Here is an 18,729-nt window from a genome sequence, read left to right as displayed (position 1 = left end):
TAATTAAAAAACATTTCCGATAAACTAACTGAGCATGATTATTGAAAGGATATCAATGAACAGATGCGAGGCTGAGAAAAAAGACAGTAATGATGCCTCGCATAACCATAATGAATTTAAGAATACTGAAGGATTCAAAAAAGTATGCTAGAAATTTAGCAAAAAGATAATGCGTGCAGTCTGTTACAGAAAGCCTCGGTACAGGAGTAGCAGCTCCGGTCTGTAATTATAGTAAAGTGATCCGTATCTGGGATTTCCACAAAACTATATATGGGAATACAGTAGTAGCTTCTAATCCAGATATTTACCGTGACTAAGAAACGTCTTTAGAAATGTAGCAGAATAAAATCTGTAATCAGCCTACGGTAATTTGTATGTTGCTGTTAATAATTCTGTTTTAGAAGTTATCTCCGGCCGGATAACGCAAAAAATAATCAGAACCATGCAGATACTGATTCATGAAATCAATGGCAAACACTATTTTGCATTTGAAGAAAAGCAACTTAGGCAGAAATGAATCGCTAAAATCTGTTTACTTATATTTGTCGGTATCAGTGTATGTCTGAGCGATTGCCGTGTAATAAACTTGCAGAATAGTGAATATGCAGAGAGAGCAGTAATAAAAAAACGCGGAATACCTACATATGCAACTTACTCTTCAATGCAACAGCAACAATTGGGGTCTGAGTTCAAAACAAAAGGTAAAAATTAATAATGTAAGTATTGATAGTTTGATATATCAGTCGTGTATTTAATTTTTATGGTAATGGTACTGAAAGCTGAATACAGGGCTTATTTTTCGTTGAAATAAAGTGATCTTGTACATATATAGATTAAACGTAAAAAGTTGGCGTTTTATATTAAATGTTATTCTTGAATAAGAGATTTATTATGAAATGCAAATCATATTATTAGTAGATATCATTATTTCAGAGAAAATAAGATGGCAGCAGAAAGTGGTGGGTATGCAGATAAATTCGGTAATTGTTATGAAGCTAATTGGGTAGCCTATCAGCTGATTCGTTTACTGGAAGAACAAATTATAAGTGTTGTCGTTGAGCCGTTAGGTCCTGATGGGCAAGGGGTGGATATCCTTATTAATAACATAGACGGCACAACTGAATATCATCAATGCAAAAGAAGTAATGGAAATAATGAGTCTTGGACACTGGCTCAGTTACGTAGTTCTAAAATTTTATCTAATGCATGGTTTCAGATAGAGCGAAATAATAAATTTTATCTGGTTTCTCCTTTAAGCTGTAAAATCATCAGTGATCTGAGTGATAGTGCGTTAAACAGCAATGGGAATCCAGAGGATTTTCTGAAATGGCAAATAAATGTCAGCCAGAAACGTAAAAAAATTTTTGAAGACCTTTGCAATTATCTGAATCTGGATATCACCTGCCTGAAAGATGTATCCCGTGTAATTAATTTTTTGCAAAAATTTAAAATTGAACAATTTAATGATACAAAAACATCTGAGGAGTTGCTGAAATCCAGAATTTCTCAGTTATATTCTGATGATGCAGCAGATATATTAAGGTTTTTAAAAATTTATCCGGTTGATAAAGATAAATTGCGTAATCAAATAACTCCCTTTCTTTTACAGGGAGATTTAGAAAAAAGCGGATTTAACCGCAGAGTAATGCCTTCGGATACACGCATAAAGACAGCGATTGATAATTTGTCTGAAGAATTTAATAATTCGATTTGTTCCTCACCGGTTGCTAATCTGATTAACAGAAAAAATGAAGTACAGCAATTATCTGATTCAATACAAAGCAATGCTGTCACATTACTTACTGCTGAGGCCGGTTACGGCAAAAGTTTTTTATTACTGCAACTGCATGAATATTTGCAACAGCAGGAAATTATTTCAGTGCCGATTCGTCTGGATAGAAGAACTCCAGCAAGAAATCTCAATCAATATGGAATATCTCTTGGTTTTCTTGCTTCACCGGTTTATTGTCTGAGTAAATATGCTACTGCCCAAAAAGTTGTTTTTATCCTTGATCAGTTAGATGCCATTCGCTGGACTGCGATGCATTCAAGTCAGGCACTGGAAATCTGTCGTCAATTTATTAAACAGATCATTTATTTAAGAAAAGAAAATAAAAATATCAGTGTAGTACTGGCAGCACGAACATTTGACATTAATGAAGATGTCGCATTATCCAGCTGGATAAAAAGCTTAGATAATGAATGCAGGAAAATAAATCTGGCAGAATTGGATGAGAATACCGTAAATGATTTAGTGGCACCTTATGAAAATTATTCTGACCTGCCATCAGAAAAAAAGCGTATTTTGCGAATACCGTTATGGCTGGGATTTTATTTATCCATTGCCTGTAATAATCATAATTCGGTAACAAAATTAAATAATAAACTGGAGCTGATAAAAAAATTTGTCAAAGATCGTATGAAAGAGGTGGAGCGCTGTAGTATTAGTAGTTCAGCGGCTCATGCACTTGCAGATTCAATTTCTCAACTAATGATGAAAAGCTGCCGGTTAACTGTATCAGAATTTTTAATACCAGTAGAAAAGCAAGACCAGCTTAATGCATTGATATCAGTTGGATTACTGAACAAACAGAATGAGCAGATAAGTTTCCGGCATCAGGTATTATTTGATTATCAGATCGGTTTTAGTCTGTATGAGGCGGCAATAATTTCTGTTGAGAATTTATTAGATGCTATAGGAAGCAGAGGAGAGCAGACATTAATGAAACGGGAACAGCTGAAATATGCTATGAATCTGTTGCTGCAAATGAACCAAGAATCTTTCTGTAATTGTGTAAACGCTATTTTATTTACTGATGATATCAGGTTTCATTTAAAGCATCTTGTTTTGTACTGTATTAAAGACATTCAGGAACTTAAAAAACCAGCACGTAAACTGATTGATAAAATTATTACTGAGCCTGAATTCTTAATGCAATTTTTGCAGAATGCCAGCTTCGGTAATAGCTATATTGTCAGATATCTGATTGAGGCCGGATATATTGCCGGATGGTTACAAAATACAGATCAAGTATTGGTAGATTCAACAATAAATTTATTATTTTCAGTAGTAAATATAATACCTGAATTAGTGGTAAAAGAAATTACTCCTTTGGTTGGTTTGTCTGATTCACTTGATGCCAAAATATATAATTTATTACCCAGAGATATAGAAAATGATGCTGATATATTGTTTGATTTAAGAAAAAAAATAATAAAATCAGGATATCAGTCATATTCGATAAACTGGAACAATCTTGCAAAAAAATATCCACAACGAGCTCTGGATATAATTAGCATCATACTGGCTCAGCATCAGCAGGAGTTATCCGGAATATCAGATCCTTTTGACACCGAATACATAATGAAACCTTTCATGTCTAAGTGCTATTGGTCAGAAAATGATGATAATGTAATTCAAATGGTCATGTTAATACCGCAAGTTGTGTTAAAATTTCTTTTGAAATATATAAACAATATTTTGCCGTCTAATTCAGAAAAAGCTATTTTTAATCAATGGATTGATAAATTTCAATGCGTTTTAGAGAACAAAACCAGTCTACAACTAACTATACTGAAAATGATAGAGGTATCTGGCGGCCAGTTGCAAGACAGACCAGAAGAGCTTATTAAACTGATTAAGCCTTACCTAAATCACACTAATTTTATTTTTATACACATAATAGCTAATCAGTTATTCAATCTTCCAGCTAAATATGCAGATATGGTGATTAGCTGGTTATTAAAAGAACCTCAACAAAGATTAAGTTGTGGTAATTTTTGGATTGAATCCGAATGGGCTTTGGCTGGGAAGCTGATTGAAAAATTTTCTCCTCATTGTTCAGAGGAATTATTTAAGCAATTGGAACATACTATTTACTATATACCGCCATTAAAGGATATTGAGTATATTAAATCGCAATTGGCAAACAGAAAGAATGGAATTTTTGAACACTATTGGGGACATGCGCAATATTTTTTGCTGCCGAAATTGGACCGTAAACGTCTCAAGCCTGATACATGTGAATTAATAGCTGTATTGCAGCGAAAATTTGGGTTTTATAAAAATGAAAATTATAACGGTATAGTATTTGGTCATAGTAGCTGGTTCACTTCCCCATTACCCAAAGGAAATTGTTTGTCTGATAAAAACTGGCATAAATTAATATTAGCACCAGCGCTTAGACTAAATTCTGATAAAGAAAAACAGAGAAATGAAAAATTTATAATAGCTAAATCAAAAATTCAAAAACTTGCTTGTGATTTTGAAACTAATGTACGCAATCAGCCATCTCGATTTGCCAGATTTGCCCTGACTTTACCTGTAACTATTCATAAAGAGTTTATTGATGCTTTATTTTTTGGCTTGGCAGAGACTGATAGAAATAAGATAGCTAAAGATTTTCAGGCAGAATGGCAGCCCTGTCCGGTGGAGCTATTAGAAAAGATTATTTTACATTTTTATAATCATGTGTCTGAATTAAGTTTGGTTAGCATGTTAGCCAATAGAGAGGATAATATTTCAAAATCATTAATTGATATATTATGTAATCTGGCAAAATTTTCTCCAGATCCAAAACCTAATACATTATCAGTATATACTTCAGGTCAGAATAAATGTGCTGATTCTGTAAATATTGAGGAACTTCACATAAATTCCTTTAATTGTGTCCGAGGCAATGCTTATCATGCATTAGCAAAAATATTCAGAAAAAATAAAGAATTTGCATTGGCTAATCTGGACTTAATCCAGGCGGCTATCAATGATGAACATCCGGCAGTACAAAGCAGTTCTACAGCTCTTTTGCTATCCATTCTGAATTATAATGAAGATTACGCACATAAAAATTTCTTTATTTTATGTCAGAAAAATATTATTTTTTCTTGTTCTCCAGAAGCAAATTATTTTTTTAATTCCGGGTTTGGAGGATCTTATGAATATTTATATATCGAACTGGTATTAAATATGCTTAATTCCGATAAGTCCGAAGTTAGAATGCTGGCTGCTAAACAGATACATGCCAGATGGTTTTTTGGTAATTTGTTTACAGACGAGTTGCAGCAAGTATTGAATGGAGATGATGTTTTAAAAAATGGTTGTACCGATTTTATTATACAAATTCTGGTAAATGATAAATATACAGATAAGATAGAGAAAATAGAATTTGCTTATGAAAGGTTGCTAAATGATGAAAATATTGAGATAGTCAGAAAATTAGGTCGTTGTATCACCAGTAAAAATTATTGGACAAAATCAAATTTTCAGAAATTATTCAGTATTTTTGTTAATTCCCGGGCAGCGATTTATTGCATAAATGAATTATGCTGGACTATAAATAATTACCCTGCAAAATTAACTGATTTATGCCCTCTATTATTAATTTTAGTGGAAAATATTAATCGTCGTTATCAGAGTGAAGATATTTGGGATTCTTGGCAGGATGAGTCTAATTTGATATCCCCCATTCAGAGAATTTATGATGAAGCAATAGAGGATGAGGATAAAGAAACAATGAATATATGTCTGGATATATATGACAAATTATTTAAAATGAGATCTAATACTGCGTTAAAAATAACAAAAAGTCTGGATAATAATGTACTGGTTTAAATGCGGAATGATTATTTAATAAAAGGTCAAAAATTAAGTTGTAATTAATAATAAGGCAATAATTATGTCTGAATCATATTCAGGTGTTATCTGGCTATCGTGACCAGATTATTGCTAATAATTAATTTATTCTTTGATCTGTTTCAACAATTTATTCAATCGTCCTGTGGCATTTTTATAAGGGGAGGAGGTATTAAACTGAATCATGCGTCCGCGTGTGTATTTTTCATGCCAGGGTGAGCCATACAGCTCTTCATTACTAAAGCTATCAATAAGTGAAATCAGATTCTTTTTGTTGGTCTCCAGAAGAGAGAGTAGCTGTTTGAAGTCGGTGATGTCCTGATAATCACGATAGAATTTCTGTGCCAGTAATCCCAGTTGATTCCATTTATATCCTGCTTCCGGAAAGGCAATTTTCTGCCCTGACTGTTCCTGTTTATGCCATGACAGTACCAGTTCTCCCCAGCCAATTAAATAAGACACAAGCTGTGCAGCGCTCATCATTGTACCTTTAGCATGGCCTTCCATTAGAGGCAGATAGGCTTTCTGTTCAGGTACAGCAGCCAGCTTTTTGGTCAGTAGTGTATAGTTTTTATTAATTGCTTCAATTAGTTCCTGTTTAGATTCTGGTATTGCCATTTGGTTCTCCCTACCTTCAGACATTAACTATATGAACTATGCGGTACAGCATAACATATTTTGTGGCAGATAAATGGAAGCGCTATGGTGATTCGGAAAATAAAACTACGGCAAAAGCCAGCTTATTTAGACAATCATTCTTATGTTCACTGTTATTTTTATTAAACTTTTTATTTATTTATGTATCTATTGGTTAAATAAATATTAAAAATATTTTGATTTAATTTTTGCTTGTTTATTGTCAATAAATTCGATTGTATTAGATGTTTTAATCCTGCATTTGTGCAGGTATTGATACCTGCTGATTGATGTTTTTATTTATGGGGTTGGTGAAAACAGATGAGTAGGAAAATACCTGAACTGGTGTGCCCGGCAGGTAATTTACCGGCGCTGAAAATGGCAGTAGACCATGGAGCGGATACGGTTTATATGGGGCTGAAGGATGCAACTAATGCACGTAATTTTGCCGGTCTGAATTTTGACTATAAGTCAGCCGCTGAGGGAATTGCTTATGCACATCGGTACGGACGTAAGGTGCTGATGGCAATTAATACTTATGCACAGGCCGGCGATGTACTGAAATGGCAGCAGGCTGTGGATACAGCGGCTGAGCTAGGCGTGGATGCGGTTATTCTGGCTGATCTGGGGATGCTGGCTTATGCGCGAAAAACACATCCTCAGCTGGCATTGCATATGTCGGTACAGGGGTCGGCTACGAATTATGAGGCGATTAATCTGGCTCAGGAGCTGTTCGGTATCAAACGGGTGGTATTGCCGCGGGTGCTGACTTTACCTCAGGTGGAACAGGTAATTAAACATACTTCTGTAGAAATTGAGGTGTTTGGGTTTGGCAGTTTGTGTGTGATGGTAGAGGGACGCTGTCTGCTTTCAAGTTATGTGACGGGAGAGTCGCCTAATACTTTCGGTGTGTGTTCACCGGCAAAATATGTTCGCTGGGAGCAGCATAACAACGGAATGGATGCGCGGCTGAATAATATTCTGATTGACCGGTATGGTGTGGATGAGCCGGCCGGTTATCCGACTTTATGCAAAGGGCGGTTTCAGGTAAATCAGGAAACGTATTATGCGCTGGAAGAACCAACCAGTCTGAATGTTATAGAAATTTTGCCGCAATTGCTGGAAATCGGTGTGGCGGCGATTAAGGTGGAAGGCAGGCAGCGCAGTCCGGCCTATACAGCTCAGGTCACTAAGGTATTACGGCAGGCTCTGGATATGGCAATACAAAGTCCGGAACAGTTTAGTGTTAATCCGTTGTGGCAGCAGGCACTGGCCAAAGTCTCAGAAGGCCAGCAGGTAACGCTGGGTGCTTATAACCGGCCGTGGAAATGATAAAGGAATGTAGATGATGCAACAGGGTAAACTGGCTTTATCGTTAGGGCCGATTCTGTTTTTCTGGCATAAGCAGCAGATTGTGGATTTTTACCGGCAGATGGCTGAGCAGCCACTAAAAACGGTTTATATGGGTGAGACGGTATGTTCCCGCCGGCAGGAGCTGAAAGTAGCCGACTGGATTGATTTGGCTCATGATGTGGCTACCAGCGGGCATGAGGTGATTTTATCTTCACAGGTGCTGCTGGAGAGTGAATCTGATTTAAAGCGGTTGCGTAAACTGACAGAACAAGCTGATTTTCAGGTAGAGGCTAATGATCTTGCTGCGGTGAGGTTGCTGCATGCAAAGGGAATTCCTTTTGTTGCGGGACAGGCACTGAATATTTATAACGAGCAGACGCTGACATTGATGCAGTCGCTGGGGGCTTATCGCTGGATTGCTCCGGTTGAGCTGGGCGCAGACCGGCTGGCCAAGATGATTGCGGCAGTGCCGGATATGACCTGTGAGGTATTTGGCTGGGGAAAATTGCCGTTGGCTTATTCTTCACGCTGTTTTACCGCACGGCATTACAATCTAAAAAAAGACAGTTGTGAATTTAAATGTCTGGAACATGCTGATGGTCTGCTGCTGAATACACGCGAAAAACAGGCTTTTCTGACTATTAACGGGATTCAGACAATGTCTGCCGGCTATCATTCTTTACTCGCCAGTTATCAGCAGCTGATGGCTATTGGTGTGAGATATTTAAGAATTTCTCCGCAAAAAGAGTATATGGCGGAAGTGATTGAATTGCATCAGCAGGTTCTGGACGGAGCAAAAAAGGCAACTTCTGCTTTATCTGAGCTCAAAATGCATGCAGGTAATGTACTGGTGGATGGTTACTGGCATGGTAAAGCCGGAATTAATCAATGCGAAGGGATGATACATGCATGTGCCTGATAAAGTAATGCCAGTATTTTTGAAAAAGATAATTTCAGTACTGCCGGCAAAACCACCGGCATGGGTATTGGTTAATACCTTAAATCAGTTACTCAGAAGAGAGATATTACTGGCAGATATGTCTTTGCTGGCCGGACGTCATTTCCGGATTGTGGTATCGGATTTGGGGCTGGATTTATGTTTCAGTGCGAGTAACGAGCGGTTTATGGCTGCTGGTACCGCTGGTGTGGTGGATTTGTGTCTGAGTGCCAATACCGCCGATTTTATGAAGATGCTGTTGCGGCAGGAAGATCCGGACACGCTGTTTTTCAATCGCCGGCTGAAAATCGAGGGTGATACAGAGCTGGGATTGGTGGTAAAAAATCTGCTCGACAGTATTGACTGGTCGACTGTTCCTGTTATGAAGTCACTGGTAGGGCAGTAGCTACAGGCGGTGATTCAGGAACAGTTACAGTAGCCGGTATCTGGTTATGATACCGGCTTTTTAAACAGGCTGTTATTAATCTAAAGGACGGCGGCAGGCAATCATGTAATTGACATCCAGACTGTCGGTAAGGTGATAGCGTCTGGTTAACGGGTTGTAGGTAAAGCCACTGCTACCCAGCCATTCCAGACCAGCCTGACGACACAGGCGTGCCAGTTCTGCCGGCGTGATGAATTTGCGATGATCATGGGTGCCGTGCGGCATCAGTTGCAAGATGTATTCTGCTGCAATGATGGCTTGCATATATGATTTGATATTGCGGTTGATAGTGGAAAAACAAACTACGCCGCCAGGTTGGACTAATTGTGCGCAAGCATGCACTACACTGCCCGGATCGGGTACATGTTCCAGCATCTCCATACAGATAACTGCTCCGAAGCCGGCCGGCATTTCTGCGGCTAAATCTTCTACACTGACCATACGGTAGCTTACGTTGCCGACATGTTCCTGCATAGCGTGTAACTGGGCGATTTTCAGGGATTTTTTGGCTAAATCGATACCAGTAACGCTACTGGCACCGGCTTTTGCCATGGCTTCACTCAGAATTCCGCCGCCACAGCCTACATCCAGTACATCTTTACCGGCCAGCCGGGCATAACTATCAATAAAACTGAGCCGCAAGGGATTAATGTCATGCAGAGGTTTAAACTCGCTCTCTTTATCCCACCACTTATGTGCCAGCTGGCTGAATTTGTCGATTTCGCCGGCATCGACGTTGGCGGGTGTGGCCGGCAGACTGGTTTGTTGCTCTACTGGAGTATTCATAATTGTTATTCCTTTGTTGCAGTGGATTTAACCCACAAGGCGATGATGTTGTTTTTTTCACGCGGACGGGCACCAGACCAGATTTCATGCCATTCAGGCGGCGGAGTGTTTTTGGAGTCTCTGCTGATCAGACGATAGTTACAGTGCGGATTATCCGGCAGCAGAGGAATCCAGCTATATTGCTGCCATGCAATACGCATGCTAAAGCTATTCTGGTTAACACTGATGCAGTCATGCATATTAATAAAAGCCTGTTGTTGTTCTTCGCTCAGACTGTTTTGCATTTGCTGGACAACCGGCCGGGCGGATTTGGCTGCATCCAGCCATGGTAAGAACAGAGTAAGCAGCAGAGACCACACCAGTAATACGCCGGCAGCCCAGTTAGTGACTGCCTGTCTGCCGCGGATATGCTGTCGGGTAATGGCCCATAGCCATAATGGTGTCAGTACGCAGGCAACAATTACCGGAAAGTAGTTTACATCGTAGCGGTAGTACGGGCTGAAATAAACTGCCCGTTCGGCCAGTTTGGCCGGCCAGCCGTAATTCATGGCAATAAAGCCCAGCCAGAGAAATACAGCCAGAAAGCCGAAAGCCATAATGCCGAACCAGTTGAGAAATGCTATGGCGTTGCGACGCAGGGCATCCAGCTGTGCTGCTCCTAATACAGCCAGCGGTGGCAGGAGAAATACTAATAAATCCTGATATTGCTGTGGCAGCAGAGCAAATACAAGCAGAGACAGGCTCAGCCAGATAATACCGAGAATACCCCAGCGCAGATTGTTCAGTTTACAGCGTGTAGCTGTCCAGATGGCTAATGGCCATGCAGGAAAAGCAAACCAGATAAGATTTTTCAGGTAATACCCAAGTGAGAAATGTGCCTCAAAATGGCGGAAACCGCCGAATGGTGCGAGGGCATGGTATTGCCACCACAAATTGAATATATTGGCAGCAGTCTGATGTAAGGCCAGTGGCCAGATCAGCATCAGCGGTAAAGCACAGAGCAAGGAGATGAGTAATACCAGATGGTAGCGCCTGCTTTGCCATTTCGAATGCAGCAGCAGGCTGAATGCGATCAGAATCAGCAATAGCGGCCAAAGTAAACTGCCGGTTAAAGACAGAACTGCCAGACCGCCGCCGAGCATCATGCTGGCCATCATAATACGTCGTTCCGCCAGCGCAAAACCATACCAGCACATGGATGCACCAAGACAGAGAATCATGCTGTCGTTAATAAAGTGTGCCGGAATCAGCAGACCGGTACATCCTAATAAAATCAGTACCGCAATCCGGCCATAGCCACGCCCGAGAAATTCGCGTGCGGAACCGCCAATACAGGAAAACGTGAGTACTATAAGGATAACATTGGTAAGGCGGGTGGCTTCATAGACATCCATCCGTTTCGGGCTGAATAAGTGCTGACATAAGACTGCCAGCCATGTATATAACGGAGAAGCTTCCCAGTTTATCTCACCAAAAATAGTCGGAACTGCCCAGTTTGAAGTTTGCCACTGACTGACGGTAGTAAACAGATAAGGTTCACCCGGTGTCCATAAATCATGATGCAGTACACCCGGCCACAGCCACACAAATACCAGTAACAGCAGCAGCCATGAACGTTTTTTGTTCATCTGAGGTGAACTGCCGGATTTTGCGGGGGTATAGGTAAGCATGTGATTCTGACTGCAATAAATAATAAGTAAACGGGCTTAATGTTAGCTGAAAATGCAGCAGGCAGCCAGTTGTGGCTGCCTGTAGTCTGTATGATTAATGTAAATACCGGTTTTAATCGATATGTTTGCTGAGATTCACCTTATCAAGAGGTACTTTGCGAGTATGGTAGCGTAACTTGTGATACAGATAGAATGCTGCGAATACCGGCAGCCCCATATAGGTGATGGCAAAGCGCTGCCATTTAAAATCACCATGCAATAGTAACTGGCTGTCCTGTCCGATTATCACCAGAATACATAGTAAAAGCGCCAAAATGGGACCAAACGGGAACCATTTAGCACGATAAACCAGAGAATTCACATCATTACCTTGCCGTACAAAAGCACGCCGGAAACGATAGTGGCTGATGGCAATACCCAGCCAGGCAATAAAACCGGTAAGACCGGATGCCGCAACAATGTATTCGTATGCACCTTCATCGACACTTTCCAGCAGGAAAATAGCCAGTACGACAATTGCTGTCGCCAGCAGTGCCAGCACAGGTACACCGCGACGGTTTACTTCAGCAAAAGTGCGGTGAGCCATGCCGTCTTTACCCATTGCATACAACATACGGGTAGATGCATAAAGACCGGAATTGCCGGCAGAAAGAATAGAAGTCAGAATCACAGTGTTCATTATGGCTGCGGCAAAAGCCAGACCGGCACGCTCAAATACCAGTGTAAAGGGCGATTTTGCAACCTGATCCACATCTGCACCAAGCAGAGCATCGCTGTTATAAGGAATAAGCAGACCAATTACCAGCATGGCCAGAATATAAAAAATCAGAATGCGCCAGAATACCTGTTTGATTGCTTTGGGAATACTTTCCTGCGGATTTTCTGACTCACCGGCAGTAATACCGATAAGTTCTGTTCCCTGAAATGAGAAACCGGCAATCAGAAATACACCGAGTACGGTAAAAAATCCGCCCGACCAGCCATGTCCGAGAATTGGTGCGTCGCCGATAGTGAAATTACTTAAGCCTATATACTGGCCGCCAAGAATACCGAAAATAGTCAGTACACCCACGCCCAGAAACACAATTACCGTAACTACTTTAATCAGAGCAAACCAGTATTCTGATTCGCCGTAGGCTCGTACAGATAAAATATTCAGCAGAAACACGAGAGCAAAAAACAGTAGGCTCCAGCTCCATGCCGGCATAAAGCGCAATGGTTCCCAGTAGGTAATGACCAATGAAGCTATGGAAATATCGGCTGCAACGGTAATCACCCAGTTAAACCAGTAATTCCAGCCCAATGCAAATCCCAGTGACGGATCCACAAAACGGGCGGCATAGGTAGAGAAGGAACCGGAGGTAGGCAGATAAGTTGCCATTTCCCCGAGCGAGGTCATCAGGAAATACACCATAACCCCGATAGCCATATAGGCGAGCAGTGCACCTCCCGGCCCGGCATCGTGAATGGCACTGCCGCTGGCCATGAATAATCCCGTACCAATACTGCCGCCAATGGCAATCATTGACAGATGGCGGGTTTTCAGATGGCGTTTAACTTGATTGGAAGAGGAGTTGGCGTCTGTCATTCTGGTATTGAGTAAATAATCTCTGGTATACATGAATGTATGGCAGTATCCGGCATACATTCATTACTCTGATACCGGCATAATGATGCAACGGCACCATCTGAAACAATGTCCAGTGTGCTATACCAAAGTGGATTGCAGATTAATGTATAAACAGCATTTGCCGGAGTTATTATCCTTTTTGCATATACTGTTTTGCTGTAAAAACGTTCATTATAACAAATGTATTGTTGACTGGCAGGATTATTCAGCGATTGCGTTGAGCAGGGCAGTATTTACCACTATTTAACATGATGAGATTTTCCGGCCAGCGCAATGCGGCCAGATGCATCCGGCTGTCTGCCGGTAAGATGGCATTTTTGCGCTCACGCCAGCGGGCACCTATGGAAAAATCCACACAGAATACCTGTTGCTGCTTACCCAGCCAGTGAGTTGGCGGTTCGGGAAACAGATCTTTGCGATGTTCGGCTACTCCTGCTGTGCCATACCAGCTGCGCCAGTAATGCCCGATAATTACCGCCACCGGATCAGTATATTGCTGCCACCACGGCTTTCTTACCGTAAATCGCCAGCGGCCGTTTATATAAAATGGCTGCTGAGTTAAAGCCTGAATACCGCTGGTCAGTGCACGTATAGGATTATGGCAGCTACGTAATAAATCATAATGAGCAACACCGGGCTGAAATGGCATGGTGTAGTTTTCATCTTCCAGTTCTGTTTTTAGCTGCTGTGTTTCCTGTATATAAGATTCGTACCATTCAGTCTGACGAAAATCATCAAAAAAACGGTTCTCCCAGTAGTGATACTGTTTACTCAGAGATTTTTCGCCACAATGAATCAGTTTATCAATGCTGTCCGGCAGCCATGCGGCATGAACAATGCGTAAATCGTCGCGTTGCAGAATCAATGGCCATTGTGCCATGGTTTCCTGTAGTTGCCTGCGCTTGTCTTTCGGATAATGCTGCCATGGTGCAAAACGTGTTTCGTCCTGCGGACGGTTGTCAAAATACCAGCCCGAACCGTCTTTAGGATCATCAATCAATAAATTCAGTTCATGATTGCCAATAATGGTAAATGCATTTTCAGCTGCGACTGCTTGAATTACCCAGTCGAGTACAGCCGGGCTATCTGGTCCGCGATCACATAAATCGCCGACAAATACCAGCTTTCTGCCATGTTTATGCCGTCCGTTCTCATCATAACCGAGAAAGTGCAATAATTGCTGTAAAGCTTCCCACTCGCCATGTACATCACCAATAACATCCAGTGCAGTACTGGCAGGAAGAGGACGTATAAATGAACATGAATCAGAATACATATATGTGGCCTGTCAAACAGACCTTACAGCTGTCTGTAGGGATATTTCTTTGTTATAAAACAAAATTTAATGCACCAAAGTTATTAAACATAGCACAAAAATTTTACGTATGCCAAATTTACTGCAATTAATCTCTCATTTTGTGTGATTATTACCAGTATGAATAAAAATATGAATAAAATATTTAATTTCATATGGTTGCTTTTTAGAAACAGGCGGAGGATAATTTTTATGTTATATGGGTATAGATTGCTTTTGCCAAACTGTCTGATTTGGGCTAAAATCTGCCACTCTTAATATTTATCAGCATCCATAGCTCAGTTGGAAGAGTGTCGGTTTCCGAAGCCGGAGGTCACAGGTTCGATCCCTGTTGGGTGCACCAGAATTTTTTTAAGGGCTTTTAGTTTTACTAAAAGCCCTTAAATTTTATATGTATCAATTATTTTTGTTGATAAAGATATTTGATTTTAAATAACCTGTTACATTCTTTAATCATCAAATCATAATTGTTGCTATCATAATGTATTCATAATTATCTCTTATTTTGTTGCAAAGACTTTGAGTAATACATTCTGAACTATTTGCCTTGCCGAAAAAATTTATTAATTATTTAATTTAATATCAATAAAAGTTCAAACTGTTTTGGATAAAAAAATTCTGATGGCATTTGATTTATATAAATAGAGAGATTTTTCATGCTAGTGTCAAAAAAAGCCCAAGGGCATTTGATTGCGCTGTTTACGATATTTATCTGGGGAACAACCTATATTTCCACCAAGGTTTTACTGACAGAATTCAAACCTATAGAAATTCTATTTTTCCGATTTATGCTGGGTTACTTTACACTATGGGTTCTGGCTCCTCATTTTTTGAGCTGGCAGGGCATCAGGAAAGAGCTTTTGTTTATGGCTGCCGGTTTTTGTGGAGTCACCTGCTATTTTTTATGTGAGAATATTGCATTAACTTATACAACAGCTTCTAACGTGGGGGTAATCGCCAGTCTGGCTCCGGTATTTACCGCCATTTTAGCGATGTTCTTTTTAAAAGCAGAAACACCTTCTCTGCGTTTTTATATTGGCTGTCTGCTGGCAGTTTTTGGTGTGGTCTTAATTAGCTTTAATGGTAAGTTTGTTCTTTCTCTGAATCCGCTCGGTGATTTTCTGGCAGTTGTAGCCTGTCTGTTCTGGGCTGGCTATTCGATTTTAACCAAAAAAAGCAGCAGTTTTGATTGCAATATTATTTTACTGACCAGACGCTTCTTTTTTTATGGCTTGATTCTGATGTTGCCTGCATTGTATTTATTTAATTTTGAATGGGGACTGGTACGTTTTTACAAGCCGGTTAATATGCTTAATATCCTGTTTCTAGGAGTAGGTGCTTCTGCAATCTGCTTTGTTTCATGGAATTATGCGGTTAAGTTAGTCGGGGCTGTTAAAATCAGTATTTATATTTATTTAGTACCTGTTATTACAATAATCAGTGCAGTAATTATTTTGAAAGAACCATTTAACTTAATTGCTGCTGTGGGTACATTGCTGACACTAAGTGGTGTGGTATTATCACAGGGTAAGAGGAGTAAAAAGCAGTAATTACTATGTATTCTGATAATAATTAAAATTTTACTGTGCCAAAAAAAGCTCCATGAATTAAGGAGCTTTTCAATTTAAATTGTCAATGCTGATAATTAATAGGTTGGTACACTTGCATCTACTTCATGTGACCATGCATTGATACCGCCGTTGAGATTATAGAGATTTTCAAAGCCGGCTTCCTGCAGATATAAAGCTACCTGCATGCTGCGCATACCAAGGTGGCAATATAAGACGATGGGTTTATCATCCGGTAATTCATTCTGGCGTAACGGAATCATATTCATCGGAATGTGTATAGAGCCAGGTATGGCTGCATACTGAACTTCATTATCTTCCCGAACGTCGAGTAAGACAAAATCCTGATTTTGCTGTTGCCATTGCTGCAATTGGACAGCGTTCAATGTTTGGATACTCATATTATAAACTGATTTGTGAAATGTCATTTATGGTTTAAATTATAGAAACTGATTTATTCCTCAAATTCTACTCGTACGTATTCAACCATAAAATTGGATAAGTTATCTACCTCAATGTATTCTCTTACTATAGGAAGAGTAATTTAAGCGTTTAGATTGTTATAATTATATTGCTTAATCAAAAATCTTCCGTTTGTTTTTTGTCTTAAACTGAGTCAGCATTCATAATTTAAAGCTCTCGCTAAGATGGTGATAAAAATCTTCATTTGAAAGTTTCTGACAAAACTATCTTGAAACTCCATCATGGTTTTATCTCTTTTTAGTTTATTCTGTCTGACTTTTTAGTATGTCCTATTTCTAATGAGAAATTCACTGTCACAGTATGCGGTTTTAGAGGAAAGTAAGGTCTGTACCGCGCTAATTACGACAATGTTTTGTCAAATGGCATATATATAATCACTATATTTTGTTCTAGTGATGGTTGATAGTAATCAGACGATAACTGAAAGAGGATAAAACCAAAGCAGGTTTTGGTTTGATACATGAAATGTAATATTGATTAGTGCTTCATCTAGCAGGAAAAAGTCTGGCGGGCAGGGTGTTAAAAGAAATGTGTTCTCATAATTATCATTTGAGATACACGCTATGCTTTGGAAAAGAGACTTACACCTGCATCCCCACAGTGTAATTAAAATAGAGTCAACAAATTGATTGCCTTAAATACAGGTTTGCGTTGCTTTTTTGTCGTTTACTCTTACAGATTATTGCTGGTGGTTGGTATTAAGGCAATCACAAAGATTATTTAGGCTGCCACTTGCCATCTTTACCTTTATGGTAAGTTTTTTCTACTGCCGCCCACGCAACTTTATATGCAATGGTTTCGGCATCACTGTTATCACGGCGTTTTTTCGGATCCTGATATTCCTGAATTGCGTGATTAAAAGCTTCTTTGAAAATATCCTGTGCATGTTCAGGCAATGCCTGTTTTACTGCTGCCGGTAAGTCTGCGCGGGTTTGATAAGGCATGATTCTGCTCCTGAAGATAAAATTATTTTAAATATTACCAGAGCAATGAAATAAGTATTCGAAATTTCGGAATATCTTTTTTATTTTACAGTTTTTAAAACAATGTGTTGCTGTTTTTCAATATACTGGCTTATGGTTGCCGGGATTGCTATTTAAAGTAGTATCAGACAAAAAAATAAAAAATAAATTTATCTGTTAAATACTGATATTAATTAAAGTTTGCGGATGATTATTGATAGCCTGTCAGGTGTATATTGTCTTAAAAAAAGAATTTTCTGATAACAGCACAATTTTCAAAATGATAAATTGCGCTGCTTATTTTGAATTAAAGTTTGTTCAGAATTTAAACTGACTTGGTGCAGGTATTTCTAAGCTATGTAGAGCTGGTGCTACAGTTTCAAATAAAACAGTTTCTCTAAGCTGATTATTCTGACGTTCAAATAAAATAGCACGCATTACCGGCGCTTCACCGATAATAGCAACCATGCGCCCATCCTCTGCCAGCTGATCCAGTAATAAATCAGGTAGTTTGGGTAATGAACCGCCAACATAAATGGCACTGAACGGTGCGCCGGGGAGTTTGTCCGCCAAGCCATCACAGGTTTTATAGCTGATATTAGTATAGTCCATATCGCTAAGTATTAACTGGGCGCGCTGTTGCTGTTCAGCATCAATATCAACACTGATTACTTTACCGGCCATTTTTGCCAGTATGGCTGTAGCATAGCCGGAGCCTGTGCCGATTTCTACTACGGTATCGGTCAGATTAAGTTTCAGTGCCTGAATCATTCTGGCTACGACTTTGGGTTCAAGCATTTTGCCACCGTTAGCCAGCCCGAGTGCCTGATCTGTATAGGCTACTTCCTGCTGCTGAGGCAGGACAAAACGTTCACGCGGAATGTCGGACAGGACATCCAGTAAATCAAAATCTAATACGTCCCAAGGACGGATTTGCTGCTCAACCATGTTATAGCGGGCGTTATTGAAATCCATGTCTGCTCCGAAATGCTGATACCCGCCGGGCGGGTGGAATAGTAAGTGGTTTAGAAAGCAATATGCTCTGTTATTAGGCTATTATATACGAATATAGTTTAAGTGAATTATAAAACTATTTACGGTACGGCAGTAGGGTATTGGTTAATCAATTCTGCTGTTCAGATTACAGGTAGTCAGACAGAATCATGTCTGATGCTTTTTCTGGCATGGAAAAAATCATACGGCTATTTATTCAATACGATATAAGATAATTGTTTTTAATTTGTTTTTATCTGTTTTTTTGCAGATAAGTAGATTTCCTTATGGCTGTTTTCTATTATTTTCTTTCTATTAG

The 18,729-nt window shown here is 39.7% G+C and carries 13 protein-coding genes and 1 tRNA gene; 6 read left to right on the top strand and 8 right to left on the bottom strand.

What is annotated here, in order from left to right:
• Positions 1-943 precede the first annotated feature (943 nt).
• Positions 944-5,611 carry an ATP-binding protein gene (locus tag GYX91_RS08985; protein ID WP_174830635.1) on the top strand — a complete coding sequence of 1,556 codons (4,668 nt, stop codon included), beginning with the start codon at positions 944-946 and terminating at the stop codon, positions 5,609-5,611.
• 126 nt (positions 5,612-5,737) lie between these two features.
• On the opposite strand, the gene GYX91_RS08980 is transcribed toward GYX91_RS08985, so the two are convergent.
• Complete coding sequence (locus GYX91_RS08980) at positions 5,738-6,250, bottom strand: ClbS/DfsB family four-helix bundle protein (RefSeq protein ID WP_025331471.1); 513 nt, start codon at positions 6,248-6,250, stop codon at positions 5,738-5,740.
• A 339-nt stretch (positions 6,251-6,589) separates the two neighbouring features.
• Between GYX91_RS08980 and GYX91_RS08975 the strand changes: the two genes are divergently transcribed.
• The 3 genes from GYX91_RS08975 to GYX91_RS08965 are packed head-to-tail and all read left to right on the top strand — an operon-like array spanning position 6,590 to position 8,964.
• Positions 6,590-7,600: a peptidase U32 family protein gene (locus tag GYX91_RS08975; protein WP_174830634.1), complete on the top strand. Its 1,011-nt coding sequence runs from the start codon at positions 6,590-6,592 to the stop codon at positions 7,598-7,600.
• A 16-nt stretch (positions 7,601-7,616) separates the two neighbouring features.
• Entirely contained in the window at positions 7,617-8,540 is a 924-nt protein-coding gene (locus GYX91_RS08970) for a U32 family peptidase (protein WP_084551766.1), read from the top strand.
• Complete coding sequence (locus tag GYX91_RS08965; RefSeq protein WP_174830633.1) at positions 8,527-8,964, top strand: SCP2 domain-containing protein; 438 nt, start codon at positions 8,527-8,529, stop codon at positions 8,962-8,964. Before GYX91_RS08970 ends, GYX91_RS08965 begins: the two co-directional genes overlap by 14 nt.
• Before the next feature lie 75 nt (positions 8,965-9,039).
• Here GYX91_RS08965 and ubiG read toward each other — a convergent pair whose 3' ends face one another.
• From ubiG to GYX91_RS08945, 4 genes are all read right to left on the bottom strand, one after another.
• Complete coding sequence (gene ubiG / locus GYX91_RS08960) at positions 9,040-9,789, bottom strand: bifunctional 2-polyprenyl-6-hydroxyphenol methylase/3-demethylubiquinol 3-O-methyltransferase UbiG (protein WP_110414587.1); 750 nt, start codon at positions 9,787-9,789, stop codon at positions 9,040-9,042.
• A 5-nt stretch (positions 9,790-9,794) separates the two neighbouring features.
• Positions 9,795-11,459, bottom strand: coding sequence for a glycosyltransferase family 39 protein (locus tag GYX91_RS08955; RefSeq protein WP_174830632.1), 1,665 nt, complete (start codon positions 11,457-11,459; stop codon positions 9,795-9,797).
• Positions 11,460-11,571: 112 nt separating this feature from the next.
• A complete protein-coding gene (locus GYX91_RS08950) occupies positions 11,572-12,984 on the bottom strand; it encodes an amino acid permease (protein ID WP_219999562.1) in 1,413 nt (470 codons plus the stop codon).
• Between the two features lie 310 nt (positions 12,985-13,294).
• A complete protein-coding gene (locus GYX91_RS08945; RefSeq protein ID WP_084585615.1) occupies positions 13,295-14,365 on the bottom strand; it encodes a metallophosphoesterase in 1,071 nt (356 codons plus the stop codon).
• 306 nt (positions 14,366-14,671) lie between these two features.
• Here GYX91_RS08945 and GYX91_RS08940 point away from each other — a divergent pair.
• Together GYX91_RS08940 and GYX91_RS08935 are read left to right on the top strand one after the other, a co-directional pair.
• Positions 14,672-14,747, top strand: a tRNA-Arg gene (locus GYX91_RS08940).
• A gap of 313 nt (positions 14,748-15,060) precedes the next feature.
• Entirely contained in the window at positions 15,061-15,954 is an 894-nt protein-coding gene (locus GYX91_RS08935; protein ID WP_100125729.1) for a DMT family transporter, read from the top strand.
• Between the two features lie 95 nt (positions 15,955-16,049).
• On the opposite strand, the gene GYX91_RS08930 is transcribed toward GYX91_RS08935, so the two are convergent.
• The 3 genes from GYX91_RS08930 to GYX91_RS08920 all read right to left on the bottom strand — a co-directional run bounded on the left by GYX91_RS08930 (position 16,050) and on the right by GYX91_RS08920 (position 18,392).
• Complete coding sequence (locus GYX91_RS08930; RefSeq protein ID WP_025331462.1) at positions 16,050-16,373, bottom strand: rhodanese-like domain-containing protein; 324 nt, start codon at positions 16,371-16,373, stop codon at positions 16,050-16,052.
• A gap of 798 nt (positions 16,374-17,171) precedes the next feature.
• Entirely contained in the window at positions 17,172-17,399 is a 228-nt protein-coding gene (locus GYX91_RS08925; RefSeq protein ID WP_025331461.1) for a ChaB family protein, read from the bottom strand.
• Positions 17,400-17,735: 336 nt separating this feature from the next.
• The gene (locus GYX91_RS08920; protein WP_084587176.1) at positions 17,736-18,392 is read right to left on the bottom strand and encodes a protein-L-isoaspartate O-methyltransferase; all 657 of its coding nucleotides are present in this window, start codon (positions 18,390-18,392) and stop codon (positions 17,736-17,738) included.
• Positions 18,393-18,729: the final 337 nt, after the last annotated feature.

It is taken from the genome of Snodgrassella sp. ESL0304 (genome assembly GCF_013344995.1).
Classification (GTDB): Bacteria; Pseudomonadota; Gammaproteobacteria; order Burkholderiales; family Neisseriaceae; genus Snodgrassella; species Snodgrassella alvi.
Note: the sequence above shows the minus strand (reverse complement) of the source record. Positions and strands in the feature narration are given on the sequence as shown.